The organism is Paenibacillus sp. BAC0078, assembly GCF_054483875.1.
Map to the genome: position 1 here is coordinate 647,548 of NZ_JBTLRW010000001.1, position 16,638 is coordinate 664,185.

The following is a 16,638-nucleotide window of genomic DNA, read 5'->3' on the forward strand; positions in this document are numbered from 1 at the left end:
TTATATAATTAACTATAGGTAATATTTTCAATCTATTTCTGCAAGGAGGATTCATGATGAACAACAAAGTACTTCTTATTGATGATGAGAAAAACCTAGCCGACATGATCGCTATTTTCCTTGAAGAGGAAGGATACCAGGTTACAAGCTTCCACCATGCCAAGGAAGCGCTGCAGTCACTCAGCACATTTGAGCCTGATGTTATTATCATTGATCTCATGCTGCCCGAAATGGACGGCAACGCGCTGGTCAGGGCGTTCCAGACGCGTTCCTCCACACCTATCCTGATGATTTCAGCCAATACCCAATTGTCGGAGCGAATTCGCGCGCTCAACAACGGAGCCGACGATTTTCTATGCAAGCCCTTCAGCCTGAAAGAGCTGAATGCCAGAATCAAAGCGCTACTGCGCAGGTCCTCTGCTGCTGCACAGCTCCCATCAGCTCCGTCCGATCCCCCACAGCAGGACGAGATCGCCGTGAATGAGTATAGACACAGTCTTTTTGTCAGCGGCAAAGAGATCGAGGTAACCAACATTGAATTTGAGATTATGAAGCTGCTGCACAGCTATCCCGGCAAAGTGTTCACGCGCAATGAACTGCTGGACAGGATCAGGGGAAATAATCGCGCTTACTTAGACCGCACCATCGACGTACATATTGCCAGCCTGCGTAAAAAAATTGAAGCCGACCCTAAAAATCCGCGTTTCATAAGAACGGTCTGGGGTGCCGGATATAAGTACGTTTTATGAAGACCGCTTAAATTATAAAGACTGCTCCAACTTCCGGTTTTTGCGCAAAGATCTGCTTAGAGGAAGCATGTACATCCCCCCGGCCAGTACACCCACAACCAGCAGCCCAATGCCAAGCCAATAGTGGCGGCGAAGAATGATGACGACCTTCCCGCTTCCGCTCTCACTGGTGATAAAACCCGTTGTCACCCCGTTGACGGCGATGCGGGCCCGCTGCTTGTCCCCGTTCAGTTCAAACTCCCACAACGGATTCGGCGATTCGATTTCATTGATCAGCAGCCGCTCATGCTCCGGGTTATTCAACGTAAATCTGCGGCTCATCGCATTTTGCCGTTTGAAGTTAATTTTCTCCTCTTGCGGCGGGGTGATGAAGAATGAGGCGGCATTGTTGCCTTCAGCAAACAAAAATTGATCGAGCATAATCATGTCCTTATACGGGATGACCGAATAGTTTTTCATCCGGAAGCTGCCATCCGCCTGGGCATCCCCCCGTGCCAGAACCTGAAGCTGCAAAAATGCAGTTCCTTCCGGCGCTTTGAGGATCTGCTCATAATGGTTCCATTTATTTTTGTAGCTTTCCTCGATTTCGTCAATAAAGGCCGTTGCAAGGATTTCCGAGTTCTTGTTGAGGAACACAGCCTTGAGGTGCCGGTCCGGCGCGTTCTCCGAAATCGCATCGAACCTTACCAGATACTCCTCGTTCGGCGCCGCCGGTATTTTGGCAGAAGCATATGTATACCAGTTGGTAGAAAAGGTTGACGAGTACCGAAGCTCAAGCTGGCCCTCCGACTGCAGCATCTCCGATTTGCCCAGGCTGACCTTGGGATTTCCCTCAGAGGAGGGCTGTTCGGAATCCTCCGTTGTGGCGGCAAGCTTCACCTCCTTCGAATCCAGAAGGTGAAAATCCTTAACCGAGCTTAGCGATGGGACAGCGCTTTTGAACGTGATCGACAGGGTATAGCTGCCTTTGGTCAAATACATGCCTCCGATTTCCTTACGGGTGTAGTCCGACAACACCGTAGGAAGCGAAATGAGCTTTTTGGTAAAACCCTCCTGCAGATTGTCGGTTTCAATGACCTTGTCTGTGTCTGAATGTCCACTTTGGCTTGGCCCGCTCCGAATGGTTCTCGTCACAACAGCCCCTGTCGCCTTATTAGTAAAGGTTACCGTCAGCATACCGGGATAAGCGGCCGGTATATTGGCAAGCAGCGCTGCTGAATAATCTCCAGTTTTCAAAATTTCCACTGTCCTGCGCAGTTCACCGTCCTGGTAGCTGATTCCGCGTCCCATACTCAGCTCCGGGTAAGCCCGCTCGCTCTGCACATTCCCCGAACCGATAAAGTCGTTCTCGGCTTCCAGAAGCATGAAGAGCTTTCCCCGGTCAACCGCCTGCCTGACAGGAAGAGCCAGTTCCTCCCGTTCTTCCTCAGGAACGGTTGCCAGTACGTTAACCGCATTGAAGCCTTTCAAGTTTGTTACGGAGATGTCCACCTCCCCTTTCGGCAGCAAATGCTGTCCCAGATCCACCCATTGAAACTGATTGACACTGGCATCTTGCGTGGGAACATCCACTGTTCCATCAGGAAATGCTACACGGAGGGTTCCTCCCGACCGATTGACGAACACCCGCGCATACACCTGCGTCAACTGCTGCTTGGCTACGGTCTTATGCATAACGAAGGTATTGGGCTTCTTGTATGCCCCAAGATCATCCAGCTTCATGTCGTGGATCCACCAGTAGCTTTTCTGCTCCGGCCGCTGCTCGGTCAGCAAATCAATCCGCATCCACTTCGTCTCTGGCGGCGTTACAAATTCCCCATAGAAGCGGGCCCCGTCAAAATTGTTTTCTGTCGTCGGAGCCACCACATAGCTGATGTCCAGCTCGTCCATGCTTGCGTTGTAAAAGCGGACCTTGAAATGCAGCTTATTGGTTCCGCGGCCTGAGGCCGTAATCGAAAATTGATAGGGGTTGTTCTCCTTCGCCTCCATCAAACCCGATTTAGCGACCTGCCAAATGTTGTTCGGCTTCCCCTCCACAATTTCCCCGTGCAACACCGGCAGGGTATTGTCCGGCCCGCGGGGAGCAGCCTGCACACTGAACAGCTCCGGGTTGTCTGGAGTAAAAAATTTATCCGTCTGCAGCACTTTATTGAAATCGAGGACGGTATTTCCTTTGATCCGATCCAACAAATAGGCGGGAACATCCAGCTTGCTCGTTGCGAAGGTAACAGCCGTACCGGCATTCATATCCATATCAAACGCATAGTTATGAATATTGCGGGAGGCCAGATACCACAGCCAGTCATTGTTGGACAGCAACGTCTTGGACCATTTCAAAAAAGGATTACCGTCCTCAATGGCGTCGAACGGATACAGGTAATGATCTGCCGGAAGCTGCGACAGCAGCAGATCATTAAAGGACGCCGCCTCTACATAATCGCCTTCGTTGACGGACTGCAGGAGAGGCAGCGCAGGATTCAGCCCCGGAAACAGCACACCGTACTTGGAAAATTCAAAGCCGGGCTGGTGGCTGTAGCCTTCCATGCGGCTGAAGCCATATGGAGTAACCACCTTATGCGGGATAACAGACATGTAGGGCAGCTTGTCCGCCAGCTGGTACAGGGTGAAATACGGGTTGCTATAGGTATTCTCAAGTCCCTGCTGGGCATCCAGCAATTGTACATTGAATGCCTGCCGCTTCTCCTGTCCGGTATATTCATGATGGTAGGCAAGCTGATTGATTCCGAACGGAACAAACAGCTTCCCCAATTTGGAGCTGAACCCGTTATCCAGCAAATATTGGAGAAAGTTTATGTAGTAGGTGATGCTCGGCTCATTGCCTTCATGATGGAACAGCGTATTTGCCGGCGAGGAGTACACCTGAAAATCTCCGGTCGCTTTTTCCATCCAGGTATCTCCCTTGTTCCACGCCGGTGTGGCTACGCCATTGCTGCTTTGGATCATATTGTCAGCGACCGGGAAATAGAGCACCTTGTCGTCCGATTGCGTGGAGTCCGGCAGTTTCCCGGCTAATTGGCTGTATTCCTCCGGCACCTTGACCGGTTTATAGTAACCCTTGATGAATGTGTCCCGCAGCGGCTGGGCATATACCCACAGGCAGCTGACCACTGCCAGCACTGCTGCCGTTTTGAACACACGCCCGAAGAAAGGGCGCTTGAGCCAATCCAGCGCCTGAATCAAGCCGAAGGACAGCAGCACGCTGAAGTTGACAGCGATGAGGCCGACGATTTTGTTCGGATCACGGAAGATGGAGCCGATTACCGGCGTCTTGGTCACGAGCTGCACGAACATGCCCGCAAATAAGGGAATGTTTACCCCCGTCGCTATAACGGTGAACAATACCGTCAGCAGCGTAAACATCAGAATCAGGGAATACCGGAGCGAACAAGTCAGCATGGCCCAGCCAATCAGAGCCAGCAGCACACCGCCGCAGATGTAAAAGGACAGCGGCAAGGAGGACAACGGGAACATCGGCCACCAATAGCTGATCAAATACAGGACATTGACGGGACTGCTGTTTCTGCTGAACAGCGTCAGCGTGTCCACCACATTGATGTTGTGCTGGGACACCTGCGCACCCATCAAGATGCTGCCAAAGTACAGAGACAGCCAGTAAAAGCTGAGCAGTCCGAAAAACAGGCCAAATATGGCGCCTTTGAGCAAAAAATTCCAGTACAGCGCGCCAAGAACAGCCCGGCCACTTTTCCTGTGAACCCAGCTCAGTTTGATCAGCAGCAAAATTGTGAGCATGGCCAGATAGATGAGACCATAAAAAAAGTAATGAATGGCGGCCGCACTGACGGTAAATACGGCGGCCAGCATAAACAGATCAATCACGTTGCGGCGGTACAATTGGTGGAAATTGTAGTTCGGGATCCGCTGTATTTGAAACTTCGGGTCGAAGGCGTTCAGGAAAAACATCAGCACAAGCGGGAACAAGCTGTACCCGCACAGCAAATATACATGTTGAATACGGAAGATCACCCAAGGGTTCAGGGCATAGAACAACGCGCCCGGGAGCAAGGAGATAATGCGGACAAACGTAAAATGTCTGGAATAATATACACTGACCAGCCGTTTGGTGAAAAGATACATCGAAAGTGCCGAAACGAGCAGCACGCAGGTGATGAACGACTTAAGCAGAACCGGGCCACTGTCCCCGCTGGCAAGCGACAGCAAGTAAAAGGGAAGAATATAGAGCAGCCGGGGCGCGTTGAGCAAGGTTGAGGTCGACCATCGTTCGTTCCAGACACCGACAATTTCCTCCATATATCGCTGTGATGTACCGCCAAAGTCCAAATCGCTGAACACAATCTGTCCCTTTCCGTAAAGAGGAAGAATATATAACAGCACAAGCACAATGATCGCACCAATGGCAGAAAGATCGTAACGGTATATCCAAATCCTTTGTTTCAAGACGAACGCATCCTTATCTGTTGTTATTCCACATCCGGCCTCCCGTTTCTCTTCCGCTGGTAGCCCTCCCGGCCAATGTATGAGCGCAGCAGGGCTGCGGCCCCGACAAAGCTCAGGCAGCCGTACATGAAGAACATCCCTGCCGCCAGCAGCGGATGCCGGACATACCGCTTCATGTTAGCCCGCGTATACAGTACAGGGCGGAAGAAATACCAGCGCTCCAGCGCTTTGCGGAAGCCCCCGCGCTCCGAACTCAGCGTTCGGTCCATCACTGAAAAGTAATAGGCTTTTTTGCGCAGCAGCTCCCGCAGCAGCACTTTTTTCTCATCATGATACACACGTGCAAATGTTGCGCGGCGGATAATCCCTCCTCGCTCAACATAACGCAGCGTGGGCTGAATTTCCTCAAACGAGATTTGTTGCGCTTTGAAGCCGCCGGTGGAGCGATAGGCCTCCATCCGCCAGAACCGCGCGGCCTCGATTGAGCGTTTCCCAAGGATTTCCCCACCGTTGTTAATGACATTCCGTTCAAATACCTTGACTCTGGATATAAAATTGTCCGCATCGGTGTATGCTTCTTCGGGAATGACAAGCGCTCCCACTTCCGGATGAGCCTCGAAATAATCAATGACTCTCTGCACCAGATGATCGTCCATAATCATATCGGAATCAATCACAAGGATATATTCGCTGCCCGCCTGCTCCGCGGCCTCCACCGATTTCACCCGCGCAATGCCGCGTTCCCCGTGAGGCAGCTCCAGCAGCGAAACCGGGTACGGACAAGATGAGAGCTTGCCCTTAAGCCTGGCAACTGTATCATCAGTGGAACCGTCGTCTCCAATCACAATGTGCAGGCCGGCGTAATTTTGCCGCATACAGCTCTCCAGACACGCTTCCGCAGATGAAGCATTATTGTACGTGGTGAATATAACTGCTGCTTTCTTCATGCTGCTGCCTCCTCCCGTTCCCCCGGCTCAACTGGTCTATCCATGTACTGAACGCAGCTCCGGTATTGTTGAAATGATAGTTCAGAGAAAACTGGTGCGCCCGCCGGCGTATAGCCGCATACTCGGCGGTGTTTCCCACCGCCCGCTGCATTTGCGCAGCCAGCCCAAGCACGTCTCCATGAACCGCCAAGTAACCGCATTGGCCGAAATCGGTGGCATCCATCAATCCCGCCGTGTTGCTCACGATGCTCGGTGTGCCTACCGCCGCCGCCTCCGTAACGGTCAGCCCCCAGCCCTCGCGCTGCGAAGGAAAGATCAGCGCATGGGCACGGCTCATCAGCTCCAGCTTCATGTCCTGCGTCACAAAACCGTAGAAGAGAACGTCCGCAGACTGCGGACCTTCCCGCGCCCCTTCGGCAGTCCCGTCCCATTCCGCGCTCCGCAGACCATACTGCTGCATAACGGGCAGTAATTCCTTATGTACATACGCTTTGTCAGTCTTCCCGGCAATCCACAATACGGCATCAGGATGGTTTCGTTTAAATTCTCCGAAAGCACGGATTGCCAAAGCTATGCCCTTGTATTTGACAAACCGCCCGACATACAGAAACGTCGGCCGCGGCTCTTTGGCGGGGAAACGGTCCTCAGGCCAGTGCTCAAACTCGATTCCTTCCGGTATAACCTGTACCCGGTCCGGATGGAAGCCCAGGCGCAGCAGATCGTTACGGGTGGATGCAGATACCGTGATCGTCCAGTCCCTTCTTGCCATACGGAGCAGCAACGGCTCCAGCACAAACCCAAGCACCCCAAACGGCAGGCGCATATTGTGAAACCAGATCTCCCGGGTCAACTGATGGATAAAGAAGATCCGCTTGGACTCCGGTACCCATAACCGGGTAAAAAACTGATGGGTATTGCACTGATTGACGACAAAATCAATGTGCTTACGGTTCCGCCAGTAATAGCGCATCGCATGAAGAATCACGCTGAGCCTGTTACCTGCCCGCAAGTAAGTGACCCCATCTGCTTCCTCCTGCAATTTGGACCCGGCAAAGCGCGGAGAGAAATGAATAAAGCGGAACCGGCCCTTGGCTGAGCGTTTCAGCATTTCATGCGTAAACACTTCTGCCCCGCCGCCATTCGGGGAGAACACGTCCCTCCAGGATAGCAGCAGAATGACGGTTTCACCAGAATTAGCGCGCAATGTTCTCATATAATGCTTTCTCCTTTATTCGTCTGAATCCAACAATAGCATCAGTAATAAAACCGGCCGCAAGCAGCCCGTATATGACAACCTGCGCCAGCAGCAACTCATCCGGCGTGTGGTGCCAGACGCCAAACGACAACACCAGCACCGCCGCACCTGCCGCCATCCACAGCATAAAGCGCCTGCGCCCCGTCAGCACATGCAGGTGCACAAAGAACAGGACTACCGAAAATAACCAATATACCACGCCGCCGAGGGGAAGATAACGCGCCGCCTCCACATAGGAGGGACCGAACAGCAGCGGAAGGGAGAGCGGGAACAGCCAGGCGGCCCCGGCATAGACCATACCCGCGCAGACGGCCATATAACCTCCAAACCAGAGCAGAATTTTCCGCAAGGCCGGCAAATTCCCGGCCTGAGCGCCAATTTTGGGGATAAATACGGCGATGACGCTAAAGGATACGAAATAGACGAGCTGGCTGTACTTTAATGCAATCGCATAAATACCAGCGTCCTCTGCCGCATAATGCTGCACAGCCAGCATATCAATCGAAGTGAAGAAAAGAACGAACACATTCATAAGAAGTGTATTTCCCCACTCCCGGCCCAGAGGCCTCCACGGACGGTCATGCTTCAGAGCAGCTTGGCCCTGTCCGCCCCTCAGGCTTCCCCCCTCCATTAGCAAGCCATGGGCAAGGGAGAGCAGCATACCAGCGCCAAGTGCAAGCATCAGCTGCCACAGTTGCAGCCCATGCGGGACAAAGCTGAAGAAGACAGCCAGCTTGCCCGCCACCTCAAGGTAAAAATTGATGTTAAGCGCCTGCAGCCGCTCCTTCCCCTGCATGATCCCCCGGAACAGGCTGACTATAATGTGCAGCGATACGACAGCATACAGGAGGAACAATGGCCCGCCACCCACTGCAAGCGCATTGCCGAGCAGCGGATGTAAGACGGCCAGCGCTACAAATGCACCAGCCGCAAGCAGCGCCGTCAGAGACGGAAGAAAGGCTCCCCCCGGTAAGCTGGCCCCCGGTTTATTTTGTGAAAAGAGCTTGGCAGCCATCAGCTGTACGGACAAGCCGAGCACAGACAGCAGCGCGAACAAAGCCAGCAGTGCGTTGGCCTGCCCGTATTGTAGTTCCGGCAAATACCAGCTTGCACTAATATGAAAGAAGAAATTGAACCCGTTCAGCAGCACATTAAAGAACGGAAAGACGAGCACCCGCCATTGTCGCAGCATCCCTGACATTCCCGGCCTACCTGATTCGCCGGTCAAGCCGCCAAATGTTCACAAGAGAGCGCACAAAGCCGAACGAGTCTCTCCAGACATCAATATGCGAACCGTCGCGGTCAATGCAGGCAACAGGCAGCTGGAACACGCGGAGCTTGAGCTTTTTGGCGATAAACATCATTTCCAGATCGACAGCAAGTCCGAGTTTTTCTTTTAAATGGGGAAACATCTGCCTCACAGCCACTGCACTGATCACCTTCAGCCCGGTCTGCGAGTCAATGACCCCTTCCGGCAAAAAGGGCTTGGACACAAGCCGCTTGCCCAGGCTCATCCAAAACCGCAAAAGTGGACGGTTTTGAGCCGAGCTGTCTTTGGTGCCGATAATGATGTCATAATAGCCCAGCTTGACAATATTGATCATCCGGGCAATATCCTCGATAAAAAAAGAATCGTCTGCGTCCACAAACACGTAATAATCCGCTTCAATCGCGCGCATGCCTTCAAGATATGTACCGGCTTTATGGGTGTTCCTCCCCAATTTCCGGGTGTTCATCAGCGGAATGACATTTCCGTTAATCCGGTTGTCGGCCAGACTTGTCTGCTGCTCCATCCCCTCCAGCAGATCTGCAGTCCCGTCCTCGCTGCCGTCGTCGATTAAATAAATAGACCCTTCAACCAAATGCAGCCGGATATACGTTTGCAGACGTTCACAAAAACGGCGTACATGCTTAAAGCGCTGTTCCTCGTTATATACGGACAGAATAAAAGCGATATGCGGAGTTTCTAAAGGATACTCCGGGTAAAGGAGCCTTTTGATTTCCGCCAGCAGCCTGTCCCTGGAATTCTCCTTCCAATGCAGCAGACTGGTCCTCCCCACTCCCCGGATGCGGATGAGGTGGCTGTCATTCATGACAGCCCGCATATCGGTAATGACGAGCAGGGGAAGCTGCGGCAGCGTAACACGGATGCAATTGGAGGCCGCAATGGCCTGTTCGGGCTGAGCATAATCGACAATACCGCAAAGCACAGAAGAAAAAGACTCTGACGCGTAAGGCTCCTCCATAAAAACTATGGATTGGAATTGAAATATTTCTGCAAAATCAATGTTCCTTGACCTGTCCGTAAAAATAACAATATCTCCCACAATAGTTTCCTCCATATTTTTCTACCTTCATTATGCAAATCAAGCCTTAAAAATGTTTGCGCGAAAGTATAAAAGAGTTATGAAGATTTTTTGTGCTTTTTTAACAATTTGCGTGCTTTTTGTGTTTTTTCACGTTGTGTCCAGAATGAGCAAGGGCAATAACTTATACAAAAAGAGTCCAAAATTTTTCATTCACCATATATTTACATATTTTGATACATGTGCTATGTTAACTATGAAAGCGCCATCATGATTCGGTAGATTGATAACTTATTCATCAAATTTCATATCGAAAGGAAGATGAAAATGAAAAGTTTGCTTAAAAAGGCAAGCGCAATGTTGCTGGCATTTTCTCTGCTGCTTGGATTATTGATGACAGCGCCCGCTCATGCAGACACCGCGCTTTTCACCATTGAGAGCGAAAACGCTCAGCTCACCTCAGATCTTCAAGTGGCGACTCAAATTTACGGACAACCTAAGCCCGGATATTCCGGGAGCGGATTTGTCTGGATGCAAAATTCCGGCACAATAACCTTCACAGTGACTGTCCCGAAAACCGGCATGTATAAGATCTCCACCCAGTATATGCAGGAGCTCAGTCCTGACGGCAGGCTTCAATATTTAGCAGTGAACGGCGTTACCAAGGGTTCGTATATGCTGCCCTACACGACCACGTGGTCGAATTTCGATTTTGGCTTTCATAAGCTGAACCAAGGAAGCAACACCATCGAGCTGAAGGCCGGTTGGGGGTTCGCTTATTTTGACACCTTCACTGTGGATTATGCCGCTCTTGATCCCTTGATTGTCCAGCCTGTCCTCACGGATTCTCAAGCCACACCGGAAACTCAGCTGTTGATGAATTATTTAACGGAGGTGTACGGCAAGCATATCATCTCCGGCCAGCAGGAAATTTACGGGGGCGGAAATGATGGTAATTCTGAACTAGAGTTTGATTGGATTCATAATTTAACGGGAAAATATCCGGCAATCCGCGGCTTCGACCTTATGAACTATAATCCGCTCTACGGCTGGGAGGACGGTACAACCAACCGGATGATCGACTGGGTGAATAACCGGGGCGGGATTGCGACAACTTCCTGGCATATCACCGTGCCCCGGAATTTCACCGCGTATCAGCTCGGGCAGCCTGTGGATTGGAAGGAGGCCACCTACAAGCCAACGGAAACCAATTTTAATACAGCGAATGCGGTGGTTCCCGGTACAAAAGAATATCAATACGTGAAGTCGGCCATTAAGGATTTGGCGAAACAACTGCAGATTCTGCAAAATAACAACGTGCCGGTAATTTTCCGTCCCTATCATGAGGCGGAGGGCAACGGCGGGTTGAAGGGGGAAGGCGCGTGGTTCTGGTGGGCTTCGGCAGGCGCGGATGTGTACAAGAAGCTATGGGATCAGCTCTATACCGAACTTACGACAACGTACGGCTTGCATAACTTGATCTGGACCTATAACAGCTACGTGTATAGCACTTCTCCTGCATGGTATCCCGGCGACTCTCAGGTGGATATTGTCGGCTATGATAAATACAATACGATTTACAACCGCTATGACGGTTTGTCCGGCGTACCCAATGAGGATGCCATTACCTCGATTTTCTATAAGCTTGTTGATTTAACCGGCGGCAAGAAAATGGTGGCCATGACGGAGAACGACACCGTTCCAAGCGTACAGAATCTGACAGAGGAAAAATCGGGCTGGCTCTATTTTCTGCCCTGGTATGGCGAGCATCTCATGAGCACCGCCTTTAATTATCCGGCCACCCTGAAAACGATTTATCAGAGTAATTATGTAATCACGCTGGATGAGCTGCCCGATTTAACAGTTACAAATCCAAACCCAAGCGCGTCCATCACACCTGTAAGCGTCGAATTTGACAAATATGCACCTAATCAAAGCGACAAGACCGTAACCGTGAATGCTAACGGCAATACGTTAACCGCTCTCCAGGAAGGCGCAAATGCATTAACAGTAAATCAGGATTATACCCTAAGCGGAAATACACTGCTGCTGAAAAAAGAATTCCTGGCCGGGCTGCCGGTTGGCGAGCATTCAATCGTCTTTGATTTTAATCAAGGACAAGATCCCGTATTAAAAGTCAAAATTGTCGATTCAACTCCGAGCGCAACGATTTCGCCTGTGAATGCGACATTTGATAAAGCGGCGAATCTGCAGCAGGATATTTCCGTATCCCTTGCCTTAAACGGACACCAGCTTGCAAGCATAACGAACGGAAATTATACTCTTGTATCGGGCCAGGATTATACGGCATCAGGCACATCTGTCGTTCTGAAGAAATCCTATCTTTCGACTCTGCCGCTGGGCCAGAACACAATAACCTTTCATTTCAGCGCAGGAAATAATGCTGATCTTGCAGTAAATGTGGCGGACAGCAGTGTTCCTGTACCTGCAGGGAACTTGACGATCCAAGCCTTTAACGGCAACACGAGTGCCTCCACCAACGGAATTTCACCCAAATTCAAAGTCCTCAACACCGGAAATTCGGCGATTCAGCTAAGCGATGTCAAGCTCCGGTATTACTATACGATTGACGGGGACAATGCACAGAGCTTCTGGTCCGACTGGGCCAGTATCGGGGGGGCGAATGTAACCAGCACATTCGTTAAACTGGCGGCTCCGGTTGCCGGGGCCGATTATTATCTGGAAGTTGGCTTTACGAGCTCGGCTGGAACGCTTAATCCCGGCCAGAGCGCAGAAATTCAAGCACGTTTCTCCAAAAACAACTGGTCCAATTACAATCAGGCTGACGATTACTCGTTCAAGGCATCCGGCAGTCAGTTCGCAAACAATGAACAGGTTACCGGGTATATGAACGGTCAGCTTGTATGGGGGATTGAGCCGTAAGGAGGTAAAAATAAAGGGTTGGATCGGGGGTTCTCCCCTGCTCCAACCCTTTTGATTCAATGCCTCCACTCTTCTTACCTTTACTTAGTGCTAGTGTCCACTCCAGGTTCAGGCTCCAGCCGCATGAGCAGCGTCGCAATCAGAGCGATCAGGAAGCCAGCTCCGCAAGCGATCAGAAAGCCGCCGAACCCGTCCCCCAGGTAAGCAGGCAAAGTCGCCAGTCCCGGAAAAGCGAAAGAGATCGCGGACGAGCCGAACATCCCGACCATTCCGCCGCCGATGCCTCCGGCGAAGCAGACGGCAATCATCGGCTTGCGCAAGGGCAGGTTCACACCGAACATCGCGGGCTCGGTGACTCCGAAGAGGGCCGAAATGGAGGCGGACAAGCTCAAGGTTTTGAACTTCTTGTCTTTAGCTTTGATGAAGACCGCCAGCGCTGCCCCCGCCTGCGCGAAAGCGGCCGGTCCCATTAGTGCCAAGAGGGTATCCGAACCGTTCAGGGTGATATTGTTGATCGCCAGCGGCACCAGACTCCAGTGCAGACCGAAGATGACCATCGGCTGGATGATAGCGCCCAGAACCACTCCCGCGCCTACCGGACTAAGCGTATACACCAAGCGGTAACCCCGAGCGAGCGCATCCCCGGCAAGTGTACCTAGCGGACCGAATACCAGCAGCGTCACAGATGATACGACGACAATTGAGATCAACGGGGTAAAGAACTCACGAATGATTTCGGGCAACACTTTTATGCAGATTCGTTCGACATAGACTAGCAAACCTACTGCAAGAATGATGGGAATCGCACTCGCCGGATAGTTGACGGAAGTAATGCCCATACCGAGAAACCGGATGCTCTCTGGGCCTGCAAATATCGTGGTCAGACTTGGGTATAGCAACACCCCGGCGATCACGACGGCAGTAAATGGATTAGCTTTAAATTTACGGGCTGCTGTATAAGCCAGAAGAATAGGAAGATAGTAGAACAGACTGTCCGCCATCGCGTTCAGTACAGTATACGTATCTTCCGTTTTGCTGATCATCTCCAGTGCCACCGCACCAGCCAATAACCCTTTCATGATGCCCGCCGCACTAAGAATATTGACAATCGGAAGAAAAATTCCGGAGATGCCGTCAATAATGATATTGACGACGCTCCTCTTGGACTGCTTCACAGATGTTACCTGATTATGTACCTCCATATGCTCCCCCTGCATGCTTCACTTTATAGCCGGTACTTGATTTCGGCCTATCTATCGACGTCTACTATAGCATAGCAGCCAGCGCGTGGGGACCCCAACAATTAGTGCATTTCATGCGGAGCAGCAAGAAAAATGACCCGTAAGCGGGGCACTTTTTTCAAAGCATCCAGCTTACGGGTCACCGTTCAGACCAGCATTATTGCAGGCCGATTAAAACACTTTTGTCGTCCACGATTCGCAGTTCCACGTTTCTGTCACGATATCGCGGTAAAATTCAGGCTCATGGGAAATCAGCAAAATGCTGCCCTTATACGCTTTGAGCGCGCGCTGCAGTTCGTCCTTTGCATCCACATCAAGATGGTTCGTCGGTTCGTCCAGTACAAGCAAATTCGTCTCGCGGTTGATCAGCTTGCACAAACGGACCTTGGCTTTCTCGCCGCCGCTTAAGACTGCGACCTTGCTCTCGATATGCTGTGTTGTCAGACCGCACTTGGCCAACGCTGCCCGGATTTCAAACTGGGTAAAGGACGGGAACTCGGTCCAGATCTCTTCAATACACGTATTGTAGTTCGTTCCCTTGATTTCCTGCTCGAAATAACCGATTTCCAGCAGATCGCCAAGTCTGGCCGACCCGGAAATTGCCGGGATTTGGCCGAGAATGCTGCGTAGTAGCGTTGTTTTCCCGATTCCGTTCGCGCCGACGAGCGCGATTTTTTGCCCACGCTCCATTTGCAGGTTCAGAGGTCTCGACAACGGTGAATCGTAGCCGATCACGAGGTCCTTGGTTTCGAAAATCAGCTTGCCGGACGTGCGCGCGTCCTTGAAGTTGAACTGCGGCTTCGGTTTTTCCCTCGCGAGTTCGATAACCTCCATCTTATCCAGCTTCTTCTGCCGGGACATCGCCATATTGCGCGTAGCCACGCTGGCCTTGTTCCGGGCAACGAAGTCCTTGAGATCTGCAATTTCCTGCTGCTGGCGTTTAAAGGCGGATTCAAGCTGCAGCTTTTTCGCCTCGTACACCTGCTGGAAATAGTCATAATCCCCCACATAACGCGTCAGCGACTGATTTTCCATATGGTAGATCAGGTTGATGACGCTGTTCAGGAACGGAATGTCATGCGAGATCAGAATGAAGGCATTTTCGTATTCCTGCAAATACCGCTTCAGCCATACGATGTGTTGCTCGTCGAGATAGTTCGTAGGCTCGTCAAGCAGCAGAATGTCCGGCTTCTCCAGCAGCAGTTTCGCCAGCAGCACCTTGGTCCGCTGTCCGCCGCTGAGATCATGCACGTCCTTATCCAGACCGATGTCCGTCAGTCCCAGCCCGCGGGCGGTTTCGTCGATTTTGGCGTCGATCATATAAAAATCCTGGCTCGTCAGTGTGTCCTGAATCGTTCCGACATCCTCAAGCAGCTGTTCCAGTTCCTCAGGGGACACGTCGCCCATTTTGCCGTACATGTCGTTCATCTCTTGTTCCATATCGAACAGATATTGAAAGGCCCCGCGCAGAACATCGCGAATCGATTGCCCCTTCGTCAGCACCGCGTGCTGGTCCAGATAGCCGGCCCGCATGCGTTTCGCCCATTCGACTTTACCTTCGTCCGGCTGGAGCTTGCCTGTGATGATGTTCATGAAGGTAGACTTACCTTCACCGTTGGCGCCGATCAGACCAATATGCTCGCCCTTCAAAAGACGGAAGGATACATCGCTGAAAATCGCACGGTCTCCAAACCCGTGACTCAGCCGTTCTACATTTAATATGCTCATGAATTTAACACCTTTTCCTTTATACAGTATACTCGTCATATTATAAAGGCTAACGCGCCACAACTCCAGACAGGTTTTAAAAAAATGAGGAGGTTATTCATTTAGCAGCATGTATTGGCAGATATTGTTCGGGCAGGAAGACTATAAAATTGACTGAATGTGCTTCGCTTGAAGCAATAAGATGAACAAGTACAAGTCCCCCAGTATAGCTCATAGTGACGCTGCCCGTAAGGTATACCAACCAGGGCTGTTGCTGTGGGCTTCTTTGTCTTGCCGATAGTCTTCAGAATTTCTTTAGAAATACCCCCACTAATTCCTCAGATTTTTTCGTTACGATTAGACAATCATACGAAGTCAATCAGTATGGTTATCTCATCATTTATCCCAACAATAATGGAGGAATATCAGTTGAGTATAAATAAAAATCTTTTATTTTTGCGAAGTTTTATTCACAATCCGAAACGAGTAGGCAGTGTTACACCCAGCTCCCGGTTCCTGGCAAATAACATGGTTAATCAAGCGCCATGGCATGAGGTTAAGGCAATTGCTGAGCTTGGATCGGGTACAGGGGCGATCACCCGTGCAATCAGTACTAAGGTGAACAAAACAACGGATGTACTATTATTTGAAATGGATGAGACCATGAGGAATAATCTGAAGACAGAATACCCGGACTTCTCCTGCCATCCCAATGCTGCACACTTAGTAGAAACAATGAAAGCTCTGCACATTGCTCAGTTGGACTGTATTTTTAGCGGACTGCCTTTTTTTAATTTTGAACGTGAACTCAGAGATACCTTGGTCGAACAGATCTATCAATCGCTCAAACCTGAAGGATTGTTTATCGCATTTCAATATTCACTTCAAATGAAGAAACAGCTCTCTGAATATTTTATTATTGATAAAATAGATTTCGTGCCCTTTAATATCCCTCCTGCTTTCGTTTACGTTTGCCGTAAAAAAGGATGAAACAATATGGTTTAACCTGATCTGCTATAGTGTTCGCTTTACTGGATCGGGTTATTTTTTTGTTTTTCTGAGTATTTCAACTATTGAATCAATAACAACCTG

The 16,638-nt window shown here is 50.7% G+C and carries 10 protein-coding genes; 3 read left to right on the forward strand and 7 right to left on the reverse strand.

What is annotated here, in order from left to right:
* The first annotated feature begins 56 nt into the window (after nt 1-56).
* Nucleotides 57-749, forward strand: a complete 693-nt coding sequence (locus tag ACX1DY_RS02985) for a response regulator transcription factor (protein WP_458962687.1) — start codon at nt 57-59, stop codon at nt 747-749.
* Between the two features lie 12 nt (nt 750-761).
* On the opposite strand, the gene ACX1DY_RS02990 is transcribed toward ACX1DY_RS02985, so the two are convergent.
* The 5 genes from ACX1DY_RS02990 to ACX1DY_RS03010 are packed head-to-tail and all read right to left on the reverse strand — an operon-like array spanning nt 762 to nt 9,715.
* Nucleotides 762-5,186, reverse strand: a complete 4,425-nt coding sequence (locus tag ACX1DY_RS02990; RefSeq protein WP_458962688.1) for a hypothetical protein — start codon at nt 5,184-5,186, stop codon at nt 762-764.
* A 23-nt stretch (nt 5,187-5,209) separates the two neighbouring features.
* A complete protein-coding gene (locus ACX1DY_RS02995) occupies nt 5,210-6,133 on the reverse strand; it encodes a glycosyltransferase family 2 protein (protein ID WP_458962689.1) in 924 nt (307 codons plus the stop codon).
* Nucleotides 6,096-7,346: a glycosyltransferase family 4 protein gene (locus ACX1DY_RS03000; protein WP_458962690.1), complete on the reverse strand. Its 1,251-nt coding sequence runs from the start codon at nt 7,344-7,346 to the stop codon at nt 6,096-6,098. Before ACX1DY_RS03000 ends, ACX1DY_RS02995 begins: the two co-directional genes overlap by 38 nt.
* Nucleotides 7,327-8,580: a lipopolysaccharide biosynthesis protein gene (locus tag ACX1DY_RS03005; RefSeq protein WP_458962691.1), complete on the reverse strand. Its 1,254-nt coding sequence runs from the start codon at nt 8,578-8,580 to the stop codon at nt 7,327-7,329. Before ACX1DY_RS03005 ends, ACX1DY_RS03000 begins: the two co-directional genes overlap by 20 nt.
* A 16-nt stretch (nt 8,581-8,596) precedes the next feature.
* Complete coding sequence (locus ACX1DY_RS03010; protein WP_458962692.1) at nt 8,597-9,715, reverse strand: glycosyltransferase family 2 protein; 1,119 nt, start codon at nt 9,713-9,715, stop codon at nt 8,597-8,599.
* A gap of 306 nt (nt 9,716-10,021) precedes the next feature.
* On the opposite strand from ACX1DY_RS03010, the gene ACX1DY_RS03015 reads away from it, so the two are divergent.
* Complete coding sequence (locus tag ACX1DY_RS03015; RefSeq protein ID WP_458962693.1) at nt 10,022-12,598, forward strand: glycosyl hydrolase; 2,577 nt, start codon at nt 10,022-10,024, stop codon at nt 12,596-12,598.
* Between the two features lie 80 nt (nt 12,599-12,678).
* On the opposite strand, the gene ACX1DY_RS03020 is transcribed toward ACX1DY_RS03015, so the two are convergent.
* Nucleotides 12,679-13,800, reverse strand: a complete 1,122-nt coding sequence (locus ACX1DY_RS03020; protein WP_458962694.1) for a PTS transporter subunit EIIC — start codon at nt 13,798-13,800, stop codon at nt 12,679-12,681.
* A 210-nt stretch (nt 13,801-14,010) separates the two neighbouring features.
* Nucleotides 14,011-15,567 carry an ABC-F family ATP-binding cassette domain-containing protein gene (locus tag ACX1DY_RS03025; protein WP_458962695.1) on the reverse strand — a complete coding sequence of 519 codons (1,557 nt, stop codon included), beginning with the start codon at nt 15,565-15,567 and terminating at the stop codon, nt 14,011-14,013.
* A 408-nt stretch (nt 15,568-15,975) separates the two neighbouring features.
* Between ACX1DY_RS03025 and ACX1DY_RS03030 the strand changes: the two genes are divergently transcribed.
* On the forward strand, nt 15,976-16,536 hold the full coding sequence (locus ACX1DY_RS03030) for a class I SAM-dependent methyltransferase (RefSeq protein WP_458962696.1): 561 nt from the start codon (nt 15,976-15,978) through the stop codon (nt 16,534-16,536).
* Nucleotides 16,537-16,638 lie beyond the last annotated feature (102 nt).